Annotated in this window: 16 protein-coding genes; 1 reads left to right on the top strand and 15 read right to left on the bottom strand. The window is 48.7% G+C overall.

Annotated features, from left to right (window positions below; genetic code table 11):
• Positions 1-59: 59 nt before the first annotated feature.
• From L4D19_RS19880 to L4D19_RS19950, 15 genes are all read right to left on the bottom strand, one after another.
• Entirely contained in the window at positions 60-1073 is a 1014-nt protein-coding gene (locus L4D19_RS19880) for an SLAC1 anion channel family protein (RefSeq protein ID WP_428453941.1), read from the bottom strand.
• A gap of 274 nt (positions 1074-1347) precedes the next feature.
• Entirely contained in the window at positions 1348-2193 is an 846-nt protein-coding gene (modD, locus tag L4D19_RS19885) for a ModD protein (protein WP_428453942.1), read from the bottom strand.
• 189 nt (positions 2194-2382) lie between these two features.
• Positions 2383-3936, bottom strand: coding sequence for a GTPase family protein (locus L4D19_RS19890; protein WP_428453943.1), 1554 nt, complete (start codon positions 3934-3936; stop codon positions 2383-2385).
• A complete protein-coding gene (locus L4D19_RS19895; protein WP_428453944.1) occupies positions 3917-5026 on the bottom strand; it encodes a YcjF family protein in 1110 nt (369 codons plus the stop codon). The genes L4D19_RS19890 and L4D19_RS19895 overlap by 20 nt, the downstream gene beginning before the upstream one ends.
• Positions 5027-5201: 175 nt before the next feature.
• The gene (locus L4D19_RS19900; RefSeq protein WP_428453945.1) at positions 5202-6152 is read right to left on the bottom strand and encodes an SDR family oxidoreductase; all 951 of its coding nucleotides are present in this window, start codon (positions 6150-6152) and stop codon (positions 5202-5204) included.
• A 244-nt stretch (positions 6153-6396) separates the two neighbouring features.
• A complete protein-coding gene (locus tag L4D19_RS19905; protein WP_428453946.1) occupies positions 6397-7527 on the bottom strand; it encodes an AI-2E family transporter in 1131 nt (376 codons plus the stop codon).
• A complete protein-coding gene (locus L4D19_RS19910) occupies positions 7520-8191 on the bottom strand; it encodes a potassium channel family protein (RefSeq protein ID WP_428453947.1) in 672 nt (223 codons plus the stop codon). Before L4D19_RS19910 ends, L4D19_RS19905 begins: the two co-directional genes overlap by 8 nt.
• 45 nt (positions 8192-8236) lie before the next feature.
• Complete coding sequence (locus L4D19_RS19915) at positions 8237-9118, bottom strand: efflux RND transporter periplasmic adaptor subunit (protein ID WP_428453974.1); 882 nt, start codon at positions 9116-9118, stop codon at positions 8237-8239.
• An 18-nt stretch (positions 9119-9136) separates the two neighbouring features.
• Entirely contained in the window at positions 9137-9346 is a 210-nt protein-coding gene (locus tag L4D19_RS19920) for a DUF1656 domain-containing protein (RefSeq protein ID WP_428453948.1), read from the bottom strand.
• A complete protein-coding gene (locus L4D19_RS19925) occupies positions 9346-10998 on the bottom strand; it encodes a TolC family protein (RefSeq protein ID WP_428453975.1) in 1653 nt (550 codons plus the stop codon). The genes L4D19_RS19920 and L4D19_RS19925 overlap by 1 nt, the downstream gene beginning before the upstream one ends.
• 39 nt (positions 10999-11037) lie before the next feature.
• Positions 11038-13335: an FUSC family protein gene (locus L4D19_RS19930; protein WP_428453949.1), complete on the bottom strand. Its 2298-nt coding sequence runs from the start codon at positions 13333-13335 to the stop codon at positions 11038-11040.
• 189 nt (positions 13336-13524) lie between these two features.
• The gene (locus L4D19_RS19935) at positions 13525-14832 is read right to left on the bottom strand and encodes an amidohydrolase (protein WP_428453950.1); all 1308 of its coding nucleotides are present in this window, start codon (positions 14830-14832) and stop codon (positions 13525-13527) included.
• A gap of 56 nt (positions 14833-14888) precedes the next feature.
• Positions 14889-15974 carry a lipocalin-like domain-containing protein gene (locus tag L4D19_RS19940; RefSeq protein WP_428453951.1) on the bottom strand — a complete coding sequence of 362 codons (1086 nt, stop codon included), beginning with the start codon at positions 15972-15974 and terminating at the stop codon, positions 14889-14891.
• On the bottom strand, positions 15974-18433 hold the full coding sequence (locus L4D19_RS19945; RefSeq protein WP_428453952.1) for an ABC transporter permease: 2460 nt from the start codon (positions 18431-18433) through the stop codon (positions 15974-15976). The genes L4D19_RS19940 and L4D19_RS19945 overlap by 1 nt, the downstream gene beginning before the upstream one ends.
• The gene (locus L4D19_RS19950; RefSeq protein ID WP_428453953.1) at positions 18414-19085 is read right to left on the bottom strand and encodes an ABC transporter ATP-binding protein; all 672 of its coding nucleotides are present in this window, start codon (positions 19083-19085) and stop codon (positions 18414-18416) included. The genes L4D19_RS19945 and L4D19_RS19950 overlap by 20 nt, the downstream gene beginning before the upstream one ends.
• A 497-nt stretch (positions 19086-19582) precedes the next feature.
• On the opposite strand from L4D19_RS19950, the gene L4D19_RS19955 reads away from it, so the two are divergent.
• Positions 19583-21043, top strand: a complete 1461-nt coding sequence (locus L4D19_RS19955) for a DUF2867 domain-containing protein (RefSeq protein ID WP_428453954.1) — start codon at positions 19583-19585, stop codon at positions 21041-21043.
• Positions 21044-21179: the final 136 nt, after the last annotated feature.

The raw sequence follows: 21179 nt of genomic DNA on the forward strand, positions 1-21179 counted from the left end.
CTAGCATCAATACGGCTGCCGGTGGTAACTGAATTCTATATTTGAAGAGAAATTGAGGGCTACTTCAGTTCTGGAGTGCAAACCTTTCCCTTCAGTGCTGCTTGTATCGTTCGAAATACTAACCAGCTCACAATAACTGACAGTAATATCACCAACAAACGTGCCAACCAGCTTAAACACGGTTGTTGACTGAGCTCAGCCATCTTGATGGTTGCGATGGAAAGAGCGGCTAGAGGAAAAGAGAAAGCCCACGATGAGAGAACAAATGGCACACGCCAGAAGCGTATCGCATTGCAGCCCAGCAACATAGCCCAGAATAGTGCACAGTAATAAAGTAACCGGGCTCCGTTATCCAAACCGCCAATCAGCCCAGAATAAGAGATAAAACCAACAGAAGGAGGAGCTAACAAAATAAAATATGTTGGTAACAGGCGAAGTGGTAGTTGTTCATGAAATAGAAGGCGATACATAACAATAACCAGAAGCACCAACCAAAATAGCAGCCCAACACTGAAGAAAAACCAGCTGATCTCTTCATAACCTAGAAATATCCCATTAATAGGAACCACAATATTGCCAACCATTGGAATAAACCAGCTAGGATTGACATGTTCAATACTGAAGTGACTGTGATTGAGCCAGCTACTCATTACATAAATTGTTAATACTAATTGTAACAACATACCAGCAATCCATAACGTTATGGCTAGCATGGACGTTGATTGCCAAAATACAGAGAGGAGCAACATATTAACCGAAATTGTCGGGAAGAAATTTAGGCGCACAGGGTGATGTAATTCAGTTCGAACTTCATCGGTATGGCGAAGGGTTTTCCAACCGTACATACCTAATAAAATAATGAAGAGTACAGAGGCAAAAAGACCGATGGAAAGTGAAAACGCGTGTGCAACTGATGATCCTGGAAAACACTTTTGCCAGGCGATAGCTAACCCGCTGAGTCCCATGACTACTGAAAATAACGTTATAGGTAAATAGGCCACGCTTCTTTTCATTGGCGAGATTCCTTCACGGGGTATCCCCTCTGAAGGCTCTGTCATTACAGATGAAGACATGATGTATCCATTAAAAATAAGGCTAATATTAACAAGGCTCCCGGACTGTCTCAGGAGTCAAATCGTTACTTGTGCTAACAAAGCTCAGCTCTTTGAGCGAATACGGTAATAAAAGGAGTATTGCAGCAACCGTAGCGACCTTCATATATAGCATATGCCAGTTATACACCTAGTTACTGGCATATACCAGTAACTAGGTGTGATGAATCTATAAGAAAATACTCTATGGTTGCAATCAAGATGGATAGTTTGCCGCAGGCAACGAAAATGTCCTCTAAACGGGCGTGATAATTACTTTGATATCTTCGGGCGGGGCATAATATGGGGCCGATGTAATAAACAAGGTTACTCCTGTTTGCGCATATTCCGCAGCGTTACTACGATTGATGCCGCCAGCAACAGACAGCATTGTTTGTTGGCAGGACTTGGCTAACAGTTGTTGTGATTGGAGCACCTCAGCCACAGAGAACTTATCAAGCTGAATAATATCCGGAGCCGCTTTCACTAGCTCAGCTACTTGATCAAGTGTATCTGCTTCTACGGTAATCTTATTTTCAGGAGCCTGCTTTCGTAACTGGTCGACATGCTGCTGCCAATTTTCGGGTTCATGGCATAAGCGCCGATGGTTCGTAAACACCAATAACGATTCACTAAGGCCCGCACGATGAATATGCCCCCCACCTGCCAATACCGCTGCTGTTGCTAACTTACGAGTTCCCGGAATACTTTTTCGAGTACAAGCGACAATGCCATTCGGGTTAACTTGCTGAACCTGTGTAACCATATCAGCAGTATACTGAGCGACACCACAGCACCACTCAAGCACGACCTGAGCCGCTTTCCAACCCGTATGCAGCTGTTCAGCTTGCCCTTCGACTTCAAGTAAAACCGTACCAGCATCGACGTCAACACCATCTTCAATATGTATTACGGGCTGAAGTCCGAGCTTAGTCAGCAAAGCGTGCGCTACTGCTATCCCTGCCACCCGACCCGCTTGTTTTCTCTTAAATACCATTTTGCCTTTATGTTGCCCGATCCCTAGGCTGCGGGTCGTTAAATCTCCCCGATAAGCATCTTCCAGCAAATAGGTATCGAGCTCATAATCTGAAAAATACAGCATGTTATCTCCTGCTAATCGAATAAACATCCCGCTACGATACAAACTAGACGATCGTAAAGAACCGGGATACATAAGTAACTCATTGAATAACAAAACTGTATCAGTGACATTGCTAATTTAGCAATAGATAAATTAATTCCACTATGGTGAAACCAATTGGCGGTACTAATTCACATGGACAGTAGCTAACTATAAAGCTGTATTCCCCCTGTTATCCCGAAAAGCCTTCTCCCCCAATCGATACAGGCGCTTCACCTGCTCGGCAAAGTTGACTTTTTTATGCTCCAAGCGACGTCTATTGAGCTGGGTGTTCATCCCGTTTTCATAGTTAAACAACAGCAACTCTGCAATTTGCTCAATGTTATAGTTTTCTTTGTCGTTGCAGACAGCTACCGGAATAATCTCGTCAGGGGTCAATTGTTGCTGGTTATATGCCAATGCTGCTTTAATCGTCTGTCCCTTAGCTGAGCTCGGGTTGATTAAATCATACGGCGGGCTCCAATCATTGACCGGCTTCAGTCTATCTACCTGATTGAGCAAAGCCAGTATCGTCGGCCTCTTTCTATTTCGCTGTTTTTCGTCACTGTAGAACGCATCAACTTTCTGTTTTAACGCAATATCTAGCTGTCTGGCAGACTGATTGGCTTTCAATACCCAAAATACCAAATCACTATTGGTAATCTGTTCAACCAGCAACGCATCCGTTTCCGACGTACCGTCAATCCCCGGTAAGTCGGCCAAATGAATCCAGTCTACACCGTCAACCTCACAGCGATGGATCGTCAGACGGTCTGTAGAAGGCAGTGCACTGACTTCAGCCACCATGTTTCCAACAATAGCATTAATCAACGACGACTTGCCCGCACTCACCTGTCCGATAACGGCGACCCGAAGTGGCTCAATGTCAGCCGCGACTTGTTCTTGATCAGAAGACTGAACCGAACTTGCGCCCAGCTCACTGTCTTTGGCAGCAAAGCGACCGCTATACAAATCAATCGCCACTGAGGCAACTTCCTGAAGCAGCACCCGTTTTAACTTGGCTTGAACCTCATCACTGACTTCGTCAAAAATGCGGCCAAGGATCTGACCTCTTGCCTCGGCAATCAAACCAGCCGGTGTCATCGCCCTGAAAACACGATAGATATCGTAAACTTGCTTTGCCACACCTAGCTTGTCTTTCTGCTGGTAACCTTGCTTAAGCGTGGTGATTCGGATCTTCTCCGCAAAAGGCACATGGTTAAGCAGAAAATGGCGGTAACGATGGCTAACTTCCTCAACCATCAACAGAAATTCCGGCGCAGTAAAGGCGAGCTCTTTAGACAGCTTATCAGGGTGGTAATGCTGAGCAGTTTCGTTCACCAGCACCAGCGCATGATCGCGAAGATTCTCCCACTCGGCATTCGAGCCCAGCAACACATCAATGCGCTGATTAAGGGCTTGCCACGTTTCGGTATCAAACTTACTCCACTGCCCTGAAGGCTCAACATCGTATTCAGGTATGCTCTCCAGCGCCTGTTCATCCGCTTTACGGAGATTCCTCAATAAAACATAAGGAATAATGACTGCCACGGATGATATTGCGACCAGAGCAGCAAATAACAACCAGCGACCATCCTGGATCAGGCTGACGACACCAACCCCGGCCAATATCAAAATAGGAACAAACACCGAGGCAATGAGCAGCGGTACGGTTCCGCTCGAGATCTGCGACAGCGCACCAAGACTATTTCGCGTTCTTTTCATGCAACCCCTTCACCGTATTAAGCGCTTCTTGCAGAGCTTGTCTGATTTCCGCTTCGGAGGCTGGCTCCCCCCTGCTGATTGAGTAAAGGTATTTGCATGCAGCCCGGCCGATGCCATAAGTTGAAGCAACGCTCAATGCTGCCGCGGTAGCGCTGCCAACCGTTTGTCCATACACAGGAATGAACTTAACCACTTGTCTAAGCCCGAGCTTAGACAAGTATTGCACCACAAAGCTGGTACCCAGCAGGCCGGCAAACTCGCTAAAGCGTTTTTTGTCCCACTCTATGCCGTACTGGCTGGCAAGACTGTGCAGCATTTTGCCCTGAATGGCCGGTACAGAAACCAAACCGACGGCTGGAAGTGCATCGCTGGCCCCGGCAATTCCCGCATACCACATAACTTCACGCTTTAACCGGTTAAAGTTGGCTTCTTCACGGCTTTGATGGGCTTTTTCGTTAACCAATAAATAGAGGATCGGCAACATCTCAGCCAGCGCGGTTCTCAATGTATCCAGCCCAACTGGCTGCTCATCATCAGGTGCAAAATCTATCTTTACCGATTTCAGCTCTTCCTGCCACACAGCTTCAACCTGGGACTGGTTGTAACAAATAGCACGTTCGCGCTCATCAGGGTCTGACAGAGACATAATTCCGGTATGAACAACCAACAACTGTTTAATTTCACCTGAGTTTTTTATCTTTCGCAGTGCTGCCAGCACATCACTTTGTTCAGGCTCTTCAGCCTTCATGACGATAAGCAATGCATGGCTTTGATGCTGACAGGCGGCAATATCGTCGGCAGGATCATAGCTTGCTTCTGCCAACCCGCGGGTATCGAGAAAAGCCAGCAGCGGATTGGGTTCTGGGTAGCGATAGATAGCCGAAGCGCGGGTGCAGGGCTGAAAACCATTACCAACTTCAACAGCCGAATTATTGGTTATAGCCTGAACCAGCGATGACTTCCCTGCCCCTGTTTTTCCCAGCAACCAGACAGTCGGTAACTGTGACTGCCAGCGTGAAGCGGCGGGCTCCAGATCCGGGTTTACCATCGGATTAATATAACGGTAGATTTGCCTAAAAAAATGATTCATTACTTCGCGTATGTCCTCGCTTTAACACCAGCGCATCTACTTCGATATACCTGCTTTTGTTTGAACCACAGATGAACGAAGCTATGATCTTATTAAATATCATAGCTTTATTTGGACCTGCAAGTGACCTCCGAGCGCTGGTTTTAACGAGAAATTTCAGCTCAATTGACAGCAGTTAATCTAAAAATAGATCCCGCTGCAGGCTTGCTCCCGGCTGACAGGCGTAATGGGTAAAATCGGTCACCCCTTGATGCCTGAGCACCTCTTCATCAACAAAGAAGTTCCCCGTACACTGCTTGGCATCCCGGGTAATAATTTCATAGCAGGCATCGGCCATTATCTCCGGCTGGCGTGAACGCGCCCCGAGCAGTTTTCCGCCCGCCATATTCAGTATCGCTGAGGTTGCAATGGCTGTTTTCGGCCACAGGGAGTTCGAGGCAATATCATAGGCTTTGAACTCTTCGGAAAACGTCATCGCCATCATCGACATGGCGTACTTTGATGAGGTATAGGCGCCATAGTTCTTGAACCACTTGGGCTGAAGGTTAATAGGCGGTGACAGAGTCAGGATATGGGGATTGCTCGATTTTTTCAGGTAAGGCAAGCATGCCTGTGTCAGTAGATAGGTGCCGCGAACATTGATCGAAAACATCAAATCAAACTTTTTGCTCGGGGTATTTTCAGTGTTTTCCAGATGTATGGCACTGGCATTATTGATAACAACATCGAGCCCTGATGTTTGCTCACACGCTTGTTCTACCGCCTGTTTAATCGCCTCCTCATCACGAATATCTAATACAACGGGAATAGCCTTGCCTTTTCCCATCTGATTAATCTCATCCGCCGCGGTATAAATGGTGCCCGGCAGTTTAGGATGGGGTTCCGTTGTTTTTGCTGCGATGATCACTGTTGCTCCCGCCTCGGCACAACGTTTCGCAATGGCAAAACCGATCCCTCGCGAGCCACCACTGATAAAAACGGTTTTATTTTCCAGCCCTTCAGACTGTTCAGTCAGCGGTACACTGGTATTCGCTTCATTATCTTTAACTTTGGGTAGGGTAAAGGTATTGGTTAGCCCTTCTAACTTATTGATTGCTCTCCTGGCCTTATCGAATATTGTCCCCATCGCTTTTCACATCCTTTTGCTTTAATAACTTCTGGTTGACGTCAATCCTCAACGCCGCTCCTGATTCAGTATAGAGCAATTATTCAAATTAAGGCGTTACGCTTCCTGTCCTATAAGCAAAAGGTTCTGAAGACCATTAAACGGTTACCGATAAATAGAAGAAAAGAGTCTAAGTATTATATAATTAGACTCTTCATAGTCTCTGAGCTCAAGATATGAGCACGAGATAGCCGCGAACAGAAAATTACTTATTCTCAGGCTGAGCTTTTTGCTCCAGTTCTGCTTCCGCCAAATCAGGTACGTCTTTCTGATCCAGCTTTAACCAGGTTGTGAATAGCTCATACCAAATCGCCAGTATCACGGCCCCCAAAAATAAGCCGATGATCCCTGCCGATATCATTCCGCCGATAGCACCGAATAGAATCACTGGCATTGGAATAGACACGCCCCGCCCCATCAGCAATGGTTTGAGGAAATTATCTGATAAACCAGCGATTAGAACCCATACCGTAAAGATAGTGGCCGGCGTCGTATCCTGAACCGAAAACACATACAAGATCACAGGCAGCACGACCAATGTCGCGGGAAGCTGGGCGATACCAAAGACAAACACGATGAAAGTCAGCAATGGCGCAGCCGGCACACCGAAAACGAAAAAGGCCGACCCGACCAGCAGCGACTGAATGAAGGCCACGCCGACCACTCCCAATAGCACACTGCGAACGGTCGCTGCCGTTAGTTTCGCCCACTCTTCACCATGTTTGCCGACCACCCGGACAGAAACAGTCTGAACGGCTTTCGACATTGATTCGGCATGGGCCATAAAACCTGCGGCAATAAGCAAAGAAATAATAAACATGACAATGGTTGCCAAGCTACTCCCCAAAAATCCAGCAACCGCTGCCACCGAGGCTTTGATTTCCTCGCTGTAGCGAGTAACTGCAGCTTCCATATTCGATGCAAACAACGCCCAGACATCATAGAGCTGCTGACCAATTAACGGCAGCTCGGCAACACGCTGTGTCGGCCCGGGGATTTTTACACTGCCCTCCTGAAGTGCTTCTGTCAGCCCGGCAATTCCATCGTAGACGGAGCCGGAGACCATCACCAAAGGTATTACAAGCAAAGCCACCCCGAGCAAGGCCAGAAGCGTCGCCGCGAGGCCGCGTTTGCCATTCAGCGCATTCGCGAGCTTAAGCGTTAACGGCATTAACGCAACTGCTATGATCGCCCCCCACAGAACCGGAATGATGAACGGTTTGATAATATCGTAAGTCCAGATAAGCAATACGAATAGCAAGCCAATCCGGATCGCGGACTCAACCATGTTATTGATAAATATACTGCTTTGATGCTTTTCAATTTGTTTATCCATCGTTCTTTTCCTGATTACTTTGGCTCGCACCAACCAGACTGGCCACAACGATGGCCATATAGAACACACCCGCTATCGCCTCTAAGTAGACGATAACCTGTGCAACCGGTGAAATCGGACTGATATCGCCATACCCCAGGGTTGTCAGTGTGACAAAACTGAAATAGGCGGCATTTGAGAAATTCTCTCCCCAGGGCAGTTGAACCATGCCGGTGAACGCTTCAGCAGAGAACTCTAGGATGACTAGATAGAGGATTGCCCACATTAGCCCCAACAGCAAAAAGAGGGCCAAAGAACCAACTACTTTGTTCGAATCGATACTGCCGGTGAACAATATTTGGTGAACAATTGATTTGAAAGTGCCACCAAAAAAAATCAGCATTAAGGTCAGGATTACTACATCCATTTGAGGGATTGGGAAAATCGCCTTGGTGACCGACACAATGCCCCAGCAGATCGCGATAGTTAGGAGAAACCGGTACCAATTCTTGTCAAAGCGCAGGCTTACCAGGCAGACAACGAAGTTAAGTATCGTCACTCCCTGTAGGACAACATCAAGAAAACCAATCCTCAACGCCTGTTCCAGCGAGGAACTGACTAGCAAAACTACCAACGATATGGTCAGGTAATAGAAGTTATTCTTCTCGCTTATTCTTTTACCCATTTACTCCCCCTCGCTGTTTATTAATGGCGATTCCCTCTCGCACAACTACTTCTGTTCCTGCTCATTCATAACCATAATGGACGCCGTAAGCCCAAACCTCAGATCGACGCCTTCCGGCAGCTGTCTGAGTGAAATACGAACCGGAATCCGTTGTGCCAGCCGGATCCATTGAAAAACGGGATTAACGTTCGGCAACAGGTTGTAGCCAACACTGCCATCTTTCGGGGCGATCCCCCATCCCAGCGAATCGACCACCGCCTCTATCGGCTGCTCCGGATAGGCCATTAAAGTGACTTTGGCGTCATTGCCAATACGGATATTTTCCAACTGACTCTCCCGGAAGTAACCAAAGACCCAGAAGCTGTTAATATCGACTAAAGCAATCAAGGGCTGATTAGCAACCGCCTGGGTTCCTTCCTTGATATCAAGGTTAGAAACATAGCCGTCGACAGAGGCAAAAACCTGCGTAAATGCCATATTCAGCTTGGCGGCATTTAGCTGCTGTTCCGACACCTTAATTTGCAACAGTGACTCTTCATAGGCAATCTGACGACGAACAAGATCTTTATGGGAGACGGCTCCACGGTCCCGCTTTCTGATATCCAGCAAGCGGTCATACTCAATCTTTTTACCCCGCGAGCTTACAATCGCCCGCTCCAATGACGCCTCGGCCTGGGAAAGGGCAACCTCATAGGTACTGGGATCAATCTGAAACAGTAAGTCGCCCTTCCTGACTCGCTGGTTATCACGTACCGCCACGTAAACAACAGGGCCAGATACCCTTGGAGCCACTTTAATCACATTGGCCCGAACCTGGCCATTTCGGGTCCAGGGATTGGTAAAGTATTCTTCATACTTCTGATAGCCAAAATACAACGCTCCCCCGATGATCAGGATGTTCAAAGCAAGAACGATGAGTTTCTTTATCGTCTTCATATCCCCCCCCTAGAACCTTAAGTAAAAGGCATCGATAGCCACTACATAAAGCAAAGTGATTGCCAGGAACGTCACCGACGGAAAAACGATCAACCGTGACAAGCGTGTCTTATTCAGCAGGCCAACTGTCACCCATGCAGTAATCACGGCATAAATAACCACCAGCAATAGCGGTGAAAAATACACATCTCCAATCGCCAATTCATGGGGCGTCGCCATCACGGTGCCCTCGTACTATTTGCAGATTCGTCACTCTCCCTATCCGCATATGGGATATCGGCCTTTATGGTAGGTGCCGGTGTCAGGGAAGGCAGAACAGGATTGGCAAGCATATCTCCCCAATCAGTCCTCGCTTCCATTTCCTCTGCAAGCTCAGGCTGTAAATACGCTCTCCCCGAGTTCGCTTCCCATCCGCCACCCAGCGACTTATAGAGTGCAACAACCTGATTGGCGACACTCCCCTTTATCTGGGCGTAGGCATCTTCACTGCGGGTCATTTTTTCTATCGAACTCAGCAGGCGTTCAAACGTGATCTGACCATTTTCATATTGCGTCAGCGAAATATTAAATGCCCGGACGGAGGCATTGACCGAGCTAAATGCCAGGGATTTCTGCTGTTGGTTGAACTGATAAGTCTCGAGGGCATTGCTCACTTCCTGAACTGCCAGCAATACTCGCTTGTTATAGTTGGTCAACGATTCCTGAAACCGGGCATCCTCAAGGCGAATGTTATTTTCTACCCGGCCATATTGGAAAATATTCCAGGAGAAAGCTGGTCCAAGTGACAGCGTCAGCGAGTCACTGAAGCTAAAATCGTTACCGGCTTTCACCGTGCTATTGATACCTATCGCCCCAAACAACGAGAAGTTGGGATAGAGTTCTGTTTCGGCAACACCGATTTGTGCACTCCTGGCATGTGCCTGAAACTCGGCAACTTGCAAGTCGGGTCGGCGAAGTACCAGGGAGGCATCGACAACCGTCCTGACAGCAGGTGGGCGCGGGATCAGCGAATACTGATCGTAACCCGTCAGTTTTTGTTGCGAGCGGCTGGCACTGTATTTCTCGTCAAATGCTTTGATTTTTGCATCTATGGTTGCCGAAGCCAGCAGCTGCTCAGCCTCTGCGGGCAATATACCCAATAGAACCGCCAGCGCATTGCGTGACTGCATCATTCCGATTTTTAATCCCGGAAGCGCTGATTTGGTGTTATAAAGCTGGGTTCTGGCTTGTTGGACATCAAGCTCGGTCACGTTACCTGAGTCAAACTGCACTTCGGTGATTTTGACGACCCGCTCCTGAATCTCGATATTACGCTCGGACAGCAACACCCTTTCCTGAAACGTACGGTAATTCACATAGTTCCTGGCGACTTCAGCTGTAATGCTCACCAAAATATCGTGGTAAGAAGCCACAGAGGCATACAGGCTCGCCTCGGCCGACTCGAGACTTCTGGCATACTTCCCCCAGACATCCAACTCCCAGCCTGCATCAAAACTCAAGCTTGCATTATCAAAGGTATTTTCATTCTGATAAATCTTTGCCAGGCTGCCAGAGACTGTCTGTCGCTGCGGATATCGAAATGAATCAGCCACTCCCAGTGCCGCACGGGCCTGAACAATCCTCAGACCAGCTGACTCCAAGTCCAGGTTCTGATTCGCTGCTTTCTCTACCAAACGATCCAGCACAGGATCATCAAACTGCATCCACCAGCGCGCTGTTTTCCAACCACTTAGCAAGTTCTCGTTCACCTTACTATCATGTCCTGCCCTAATATCTTGCCCTATCCAATCTTCGGGCAAGGCCGCCTTATCCACACCGTCAAAATCTGGCCCCGAAACACTGCATGCCGTTATTATGGTAACGGAGAACATTGCTATAAAAGCGTTGGAAACTCTTAACACTGCTCCCCCCTAAAATCGACTCTGTGTTAATTGCTCCCAGTGAATCACATCACTTGCAGCTTTAGATTGAACCAACGAATCAAATATATTTTTTTTCAAGTTTAGGAAAATATAAAAACCGGCAATGTCTGATTTTGAATAATCGGATAACTCTAACGATTCAAAAAAACTATCCAGTTGTTTTTCAAGTGCCTTATAGTTCTCACTGGCACCTGAAATTTGGCTGTCTTCATTTACTTGTATGAGTTTGAAGACATCCTGACTTGCTAACTGTCGAGCAATCTCAGGAATAGCTTTATCCGTATAGTCAGTACGAACCTTCATCACCAACTTGTTTCTTCTAAGCCTCGGTTCTGACTTTGTCAGGGTAATGAGATGGTGACAAAGCAGCTCACACTGACGACAGAAACTGGTGATTTCTTCAGCTGACAGTTGCTCGTAATAGGCTGTATTTACCTTACTTCCCCATATCTTGAGCTTCTTCATTGTCACTTTCAGCGTAACCAGGTGCCAACCCAGCTTTACTCTGGTCCACATTGACGGGGTGAGGTTTTGGTGACAAGCTATCAGCCCGCAGACATGACGGAAAAAGCGTTCACGCATCACTAAAAACAGATGCTCTGGTCGTGATGAAAACGGAAAGTAATAAGAGAGTATCACCATCATGACGACAAGATAAAATAAGGTGACAATCGTCAGAATAATGCCAAAGTGATAGGTCATTTCATTGCTTATTCCTAAAGTGAACATGCCTATCAGAAAGAAAATAGTAATTGGTCCCTTGAATACATAAAAGCCGACAAAGGTATAGGTAAAAATAAAAATCGCCAACTCTGAGCCCAACGTCAACTGCGGCAAAATAAATACATAAGAAGGAACTGAGAAAATAAACCCTAAGGAAAATAGTATTAATAACAAGACTGGGTGAATGGGTAAAAAAGAAAGTATAGAGACAAATAATGTACAGAAGACAACGAAATTATAACCACCGGGCGGATTAAACAAGATCCAAATAATACCTGTTAGCCAGTAGGTCACCATGACTTTCACTGCAGACTTGGCATTTTCGGCATCCCACCAGTTAAAGGCGGGCTGCCGGGCCGGCAACTCCTCGTGAAAGCTAATTCTGCCCGTCACAGAATCAATACAATTTATTGTGCTCATCAGACGAGCGAGCGTCTCATTAAGCTTGCCAAACAAAAAACCGCTCGTCACTGTTATGCCACGGGTAATGTGGTCTGCAGTCTCAAGCCTGTCGGCATCATAGGCAACAGACACCTTCTCTGCGTAAGCATTACCGGTCTCAGTATCCCAAGCCGACGGAAGTTTCTGAAAAGATTGGTCAATATCAGCCACAAGCTGTTGATAGTTTTCAATATAGCAATGTGAGTGAGACGATAACTGATCCTGACTTTTGGCCGCAAACAACAGCAACTCTGTGATTTGCTGATAGTAGTACAGCGTGTAGTCCCACTCTTTTTTATACGCTGAAATCTCACTGCACTCAGAACTGAGCGTGTTATAGCGTTGCTCCAATGCCTCTTGCGCAGCATAGAGAGCAGGGATCAGCTCAGAGACACTCTTTTGCGCGTTGTTGCTCTCTGGGCTTTCTGGTTCCTGTGCATCTTGCTCCCCAACATTGTCAGACTCAGTTTCTGGCTCCCCTCCTTGTTCAACTGCAGTACTGCTAATCAGCAAAAATAACTGATGCTGGACTTTGCCGAGATCCTCGGCCAATTGCCTGAGGTTTTGTTCAACCTGAGGAGGAAAAACAAAGACTCCAACCAGGGTGTAGACAACCACACCAAATACCGTCATATAGGTACGGTCAAGTCCATACAGAAATGCCCCTTCCGCATCTCCGCCGTTAAACATCATCAGGATCATCACACCTGTTAGCATAAATAGCGTCGGATCTGCCAGATAGGCGCTGCGAATATAGAAAACGACTGTCACTACCAGCGATACCGCAAGCATATAAAGCAGGCGGTCCTGAGCAAAAAAGCCAACCAGTACCAAGCCGATAATAGCGCCGGCGATTGTTCCCAATACCCTCAATGTTCCTTTGGCCAAAGACTCACGACGACTGCCCGTCGAGGCAATCAGCATCACCGTAGTTGCCGCTGTCGAGGGTTGCGGCCACCCCAGCGCCATGGGGATCAGGAATGCGAGTGTCAGACTGATCGCCACTCGGGTAGCAAATTTAAACTTCTCGCTGAGGCAGAATGGGAATAACCAGTGATTGATGTGAAGGGATGACAGGCCAGCGCCAGTCTGTCTAGCAGATTCCGCGCTTTCTTCGGCCATGGCCCCCCCCCCGCATATCAATGATCAGTCTGTATAGACTAGATGAATAACATGCGCTCTAATCAGAGAAAGTGTCTTAACAATAACAATGTATTATTCGGATGAATAAGATACTGTGAGAATGGGACTACGGACCTCTTGACGTGACAACGTCACTAGCTGACGTTGCCACACTAAGTGAATAAGGAATTATGCGACCTCTTCTTCCTTATGAATAGTTTCACCTTGCAGGTGTTCGATAGCGTTCAAAAACAATTTAACCGCAGGCAGCATTCGGCTTTCATCAATATCAAAATCGCCATTGTGGTGACCGGCAGTTAAATCAGAGCCAACCAAGCAATATATGGCCTTACCGCCATTGCCCTGTACCCGGTCGACCAGATAACTGGCATCTTCACTGGCACCAAAGTCTTTCTCACGCACAACTTCGGAAAAACCGCTGCATGGACCAAGTCGACCCAACAATTCAACCATCTCCTGATCGTTATGCAAGCCTATCGCTTCGCCCTGCGCTTTTATATCGACCTTGACGCCGTGCATCATGGCAGCAGCCTGGGCGATCTGTTCTACCTGCTGATACATATAAGTGTTCAATTCGCGGTTTTCACCACGGGTCTCCCCCATCAGTACCGCATTGGCCGGAATGACATTACGACCGTCTCCGGCATGAAGCTGACCGACATTCACTCGTGTCATGCCGTCACGGTGGCGGGGTATGGCCAACATTTGTGTGACAGCGGTACACGCGGCAGCCAGAGCATTGCGCCCGGCATTCGGCTCGATACCGGCATGGGCCGGCTTACCTTTAAAATGGAGATCAAACTTTGAGCTACACAAAAAATGCTGGGGATCACAAACCAGTGTCCCGCTCGGTACGTTCATGCCAATATGGGCGGCAATGAAATAATCAACATCATCCAGCCAGCCACTCTCGGCGATGGCTTTACCGGCTCGGCATCCTTCTTCTGCAGGCTGAAACAGTAACTTTATCTTGCCGCAAAGGGCATTTTTGTTCGCAGCCAATGATTCCGCAATGCCCAAACCTATCGCAGCATGGGCATCGTGCCCGCAGGCATGGGCAACACCCGGTGACAGAGAGGCAAATCCGAGGAAACGTGGGCGGTGAGAGTCATCCTGGCTTTCCATCACATCGACAGCATCGATATCAAACCGCAAAGCGATCACCGGTCCCGGACGCCCCGTGTCCAACAGCGCGCCAACACCTGTGATGCCGTTCATTTGTGCCAGATGATCAAGCTCGGCTCCCCAGCTTATTGCTCGCTCCTGAGCCTTGATAACATTGGCGTCATCTCGTCCCATAATGGTGTTACGGGCAATAATCGCATCAGAGAAGAAAAGCTCATACCCCTGCGACTGCAACAAACCTGCAATCCGGCTGGTAGTAAAAAACTCGCACCATGCCGATTCAGGGTATCGATGAAACTCGCGACGATAGTTCATTAATCGCTGAGCTAACGCCTGTTCATCCACTGTCATTTTATTTACCACTTTCTCGTCCTATCTTTTTACGGCAAACCGGCAGGCTAAGCGCCTTAATAACCGGTTAACTCCATAAATCCTTGTCCTGAATGACTGCCTTTGACCCTTATCGGCCCTTCCCAGTATGAGAAGATAAACGGCAACCACTGCTCCTTGCGGACAACATCCACTTCTAATTGTATCTGTTGTGTCGGTACTTCAATTCGCCACTGCAGCGGGAACTGCCTACCTTGGTGTTTTACGTATGATTTTGGTTTCAGCCGAATATCTTCCGGCTGCAACACGATTGTTTTGCCATCAGGCCAGCTCAAAGAACCAAAGAAATAAGGCTTACCGCCCTCTTCCCTGACTTGCGAAACCATCAAGGCACTGCCGTCATCCAGATGGACAGAGAACCAGTCCCATCCATTCTGCTTCTGGGACAGTCCTTCGCTACTCCATTCACGATCGTACCAACCGTCCCCTTTCACTTTATACGTTTTCCCATCCAGCTCCAGCGTGCCATTAAGGGATAAGAAAGGAGCACTGAAATAATAAGAAGCAACATCTTCCGTCGGATGTTTCCTGCTATAGCCATTTTCTCCCTGAAAAATCAGCTCACCCAAATTAATAATATCAAGCTTGGCAGCCATCTCGCCGTCGGAAAATGCCAGTGTTCCGGGGAACGGGCTATCGCTATAAGAACGCCACGACCAGTTGTCCAGCCAGGCACGGTAAGGGTTGTCGGTGACTCCGGCCTGTCCGATCCCGCCACGGGCAAAACGTTCTGCATGCCATATTTTATCCCGACTGGTCACAACGGTATGGGCCATATACATTTGCGGATTCTTCCAGCCGTTACCCGGCTCGTTGCCCGAAGCAAAACGAAACAGCGTCCACTGTACGCCAAATGTTTCCCCGTTTTCAGCTTCAAGATTGGCAGTGAGATACCACCACTCGGCCTTAAAAGCCGGATGGCTGAGGTGATCTTTCGGAAAGGTCCACTTTTTCCCCGGTACCACCGGCTGATAATTACCCTCGCCCCCCTGCCGGAGTATATCGGCAGAGTTCGAACGAGGCTCGTCAGTGTCGCAGCCAACTAACAACATAAGACACAAAAAGCTGAATATCGCCAGTGCGCGACCTGCTAGTTGGTTCATCAGAAAGCCTCCCGCAGCGATAAAATGGCAGACCGTTTCACCAGACGCCAAACTGGCCAGGCACCAGCAACCAGCAGCACCGCCAATGCCGAGCCTAGAGATGTCAGGTATTCAAATGGGAAGTACTGAACTGGCATAGTCCAGCCAAACGAGTATTTCAGCACCACATCAATCAACAACTGAGCCAGCACCAAGCCGAGTGGCAAGGCAATCACCGCCGTCATAACGCCGATCAGCAACAACTGGCCGCCTCCGAGCGCGGCGAGTTCCCGCCCCGTCATGCCCATACAACGCAACAGCGCAAACTGGCGCTGACGCGAGACTTCTCCGGCTACGGTGGCAAAAAACAGGCCACATACAGCAATAAACAAGGTCAGTTTACCCAGGGTCGCCGTCACAATGAAGGTGCGGTCAAAGACCCGCATTGCCTGCTCCATCAGCTCGACATTGTTCCGCACCCGCTCTGGTGATAAATGGAAACGCTGTCCCATTTCTTTCATCACAGCCATGCTGTCAGTATCCGGCTTCAGGTGAATAGCCAAGCCGACCTGCCCTTTGTAAGGCCAGTATTCCTGCCAGCGTTTGTGCGCCAGAATCACCTGCCCGTACGGATTACCGTAATCATAATACACACCGGCAACCAACCAGTTCTGATTCATCGGACTCGGGAGCTCTATCTTATCTCCGGGCTTCCAACCCTGTTTTAGCGCCATCGACTCGCTAACCAGCACAGCCCGCTGATAGTGCAGCCGTTGCCAATAGTTAGGCACAGCGACTTTTATCGAAAGCGCCTGTTTCTCTTCCTTAGTACCACCGATGCTGACAACCTGGAGCGTACCCGCTTCAGTCAGAATCTCTTTGCGCCATTGCCACCATACCTGTTTCACTTCATCGCGTTCGTCTAGCCAGCTAGCAATACGCGGAGCAACATTCAAAGAAGGTCGAACATAGATGTCAGCCGCAAGGCGCTGATCCAGCCATACCTGTGTCGTACTGCGGAAACTCCCGACCATGGTTTCCATACCAATGTTTGATGCCAGTGCCAGCATGAATGCCATGGCTGCTACCCCGCGGTAGCTCAAGCTTGCTGCGGCATCAGAGAAGAACCAACGTAAGCGCGCCGAGCGTGCAACCAAGCCTAGCCCCTGGAATAACTGCCAAAGTAAGAACGGCATACTGAGCGCAAAAGCAATAAGAATGAACGCAATCAGGACAAAGCCTGCCATCTGGCCGTGCGGTAGCTGGTACACAGCCGCAGCCGCACCAATAAACATGCACGAGAACAATGCCTGCCAGGCAAACTCACGACCACTGAAACGCACCAGAGACATGTGAGTCGACAAACGGGCCGGCTGGGTTTTAATCAAACGTACCAACGGCCAACCACAGGCCAGCAGACTGCCAAACAAGGCGATTGCCAGCGATGCCAGCCCCCACTGCCAATGCCAGCTTACTGACAGGCTAATATTGGCACCATAAAGACTGTTCAGGGTTTCTGCCACCGAAGGCAGTAACTGCTGTGCAAGCAGAAGGCCAAGCAAGTTACCACCGAACAAGCCAAGGGCGATCCACACCAGCAACTCCAGCAGCAAGGCTTTTGCCAGCTGTGAGCCGGAAACCCCGGCCTGACGAAGCAAGCCAACCAGAGGCTGGCGCTGAGACAAAGACAGAGACATCGCCTGATAGAAGATAAACAGGCCGACAACAAATGCCAGCATCCCCATGGCAAACAGGTTCAGATGGAAAGCATCGGTCAGCGGCTCGAGAGTGGCACTCTGATGACGCTCCAGCTTCAGGGCCGGAGGCAACTGCTCGGTAAGCTCAGCCAGCTGTTTCGGCGACATGTTACCGCACAAGATTGCGGTCAGACCCGTACCCGGATGGAGGTCGCGTATTAGCGACATATCCGCAATCATCCTCGGACCACGAATTCGCTCCTCGTCAACCACCTTCAGCGGGCCAATTTGTCGGCCGTCCTCCAGGGTTAGGAACTGACCATCAACCACTCCCATATAACTTGCCAGCTGCTCGCCAAGCATAATGGGATATGGCGGACGCATCAGCGACATCATCTGGGTTTGGCTCTGGCTAGTGACCTGCCCCTTGAAATTCGAATACATGGCAATGGGATCAATACCGACAATCTCGAAATCTCGACTCTCGTCAGTCACAATCGTATGCTGATCCATCGGCACGCACTGGCTAAAACCGGCACGACGAAGCTGAATATAAAAACCTTGGGGAACCTTGATAGCGGGCTGGTTGTGGCGAATACGATACGGGAAAGGATTTGAAAACAGCTGTTCGCCCTGACGATAACTTTCTCTGGCCTGCTGATTGACGCCCATAACACCAACCAACAGGGCAATGCCCAATGTGAGGCCAAGCCATACCAGCACGATTTGAAAAGGGTGGCGCTTATAATGCCCCCAAAGCGCTTTAGCTACGGGGCTTGACATGAAGCTGGCCTCCCTGCAGTCGAATACAACCGTTCATATGTTCCGCAACCTTTTTACTGTGCGTCACTAACAACAAGGTACAGTCTAACTGATGTGTCAGGTTAACCAGGAGCCGTATCACCGCGCCGGCATTGCGTTCGTCCAGGCTTCCTGTCGGTTCATCCGCCAGCAAAATATCCGGCTCCATATACAGGGCACGAGCAATAGCAGCGCGTTGCTGCTGGCCGCCTGACATTTCTTCAGGGTAGCGTCCCAGCAGCGGCATAAGATCCAGGGCGGAAATAATCTGGCGCCATAATTCCGGCTTTTCTTCCAGCCCTTTAAGCTGGCGGCAGAAACGAATATTATCAGCAGTAGTTAAAGTGGGAAGTAAATTGAATTGCTGAAAAACGAGGCCAATGTTGTTACGACGAAAAGCAGTTCTTTCACGTTCGGAAATTGCGTGAATCGGTGTTTTACCCAACCAGACTTCACCAGAGTCGACCGTGTCCAGGCCTGCAATCAAATTTAGCAAGGTACTTTTCCCCGAGCCGCTTTCGCCCATAAGGGCCAACTGCTCACCTTGCTTTAGCTCCAGCTCTGCACCTTGTAAGACAGAGTGATACTCACCGCCGTCCTGGTAGCCTTTGCAGAGCTCCACTAGTCGTAACATCCAATTCCCCAAATTTTTGTAGGTGTTTTCCGAAAGTGAAATTTACAGCAAAGCCCGGATTCGAGAAAGTACTTTAAAAGTCTCATTTGGAAATAAAAATGCAATGCGCTACAAACCACCCACAATTTAAACAATCCGCCTACACGTCAATCACAACATCTGAAAAATCAACATACTGAGTGCCGATAAAATACACATATCAACGCCTCTGTATTCCCTGTAGGCTCTTGCCGTTATTCTACCATTATTATTCGGCAAGTAGGCTTTTCTTCCGGCTGGCGCAGAAAAAGTATTTTAAGACCCCTTTGGTAATTGTAAGACAATGTTCAGAAAGCGGTATCAGGAAACCTAATCACCACCCAGCCAGCGACAGGTCGGACTTTATCCGCTACATTTTTATTATCGTCACTATATATTCAATGACCTTTCATCAACATAGTTAAAATCGACCATTTACAGACCATTTACAGACCATTACAGCAGGGAGCATGTAATAGATGATAAAAACAATTCTGGTTGTCGGAGCCTCAGGGTATGTAGGAAGTCACCTGGTTCCCGAACTGGCAAACAGCGGATACCAGATTAAAGCCACTGGTCGAAACCTTGACTTATTAGAAAAGCGAGGATGGGGAGCAATTCCCAACATCGAACTGGTGGAGCTCGACCTCAATATTCATTCCGACCTCGACAGGTTACTACAAGGTGTTGATGCCGTATTCTTTCTGGTTCATGGCATGAACCATGGACACGACTTTATCGACATCGAACTCCACGCAGCCAGAAATTTCAGTCAGGCTCTTAAACAAAGTTCGGTTCAGCGAGTTATCTACCTTGGTGCCCTCCAGGCTAAACAAGGGAACTCAAAGCACCTGGACGCAAGAAAACAAACCGGAGAAATCCTTCGCGACAGCGGTATCCCCATTACCGAACTTCGTGCCGGGATCATTGTCGGCCCGGGATCGGCGGCATTCGAAGTTATGCGGGACTTCGTCTACCACCTCCCTATTATTATTGCCCCCAAGTGGGTGAAATCTAATAACTCCCCTATCGCGCTGCGAAACCTGCTTCATTACCTGCTTGAATTGCTGCACTTCAATCCTTGCCGACACCAAATCATGGATGTCACCGGCCCTGAAGCCATTAGCTACGAAGCCCAGATGCGCAAACTCGGTGCCCATGCAGGGAAAAAAGTCCGGATTTTGCCCCTCCCTTTGCTGACCCCCTCCATTGCGGCCTACTGGTTGAAGTTTATTACCTCGGTACCAACCAATATCGCCCGCGCCCTGATCGGCGGACTGCGTTTCGACCTTGTCGCCAACGGCAGTGCGATTCAGTCGCTGATCCCACAGTACTTACTCACTTATGACGAGGCTGTCGAAGAATGCCTCGGCCATGAAAGCGAGGTGGTGCGCAGCGAAATCTGGGGGTTTGATCCCGATGCCCTTGCCCGCTGGCAAACCGGTTATGGCTATTACCCCAAACAGGCCGGCTACACATTGAAAACAGATGCGACCTGCGAACAGCTTTGGGATCAGGTTCAGCTCGTCGGCGGCAAGGAAGGTTACTTCTTCGCCAATTACCTATGGAGAATACGCGAGTGGATGGATTTTGCCATTGGTGGTGACGCCCTGAAACGTTACCGCCGCGATCCGGAAAAACTGCAGCTCGGCGATAAAGTTGATTCGTGGAAGGTGATCAATCTCGTGCCCAATCGCTTTCTCTCCCTGCTGTTCGGAATGAAAGCACCGGGGCTTGGACGGCTCGAATTTACCATTGAGGATAAAGGCGAATACCGTGAAATAGATATCCGCGCCTGGTGGCACCCGGCAGGCTTTTCCGGGCTTCTCTACTGGTTTGCCATGATGCCCGCCCACTTGTTCATTTTCAAAGGAATGACCCACGCTCTGGTCAAACGATGCAAAGCCAAAGCCCGCGAGGGTAAATCTATTACCCAATAAGGTCATAGCGTAACAAGCGATTACCAGTCATAACGAACTCTTCGCCGGGGCAATACGCGTGCCCCGCAACAAGTTACAGCCAGACTGTCTAACTGATCGCAAACCGCTGCCAATGATTGACTGAACAATCAATTAA

It is taken from the genome of Photobacterium kasasachensis (genome assembly GCF_050336885.1).
GTDB classification, from domain to species: Bacteria; Pseudomonadota; Gammaproteobacteria; order Enterobacterales; family Vibrionaceae; genus Photobacterium; species Photobacterium kasasachensis.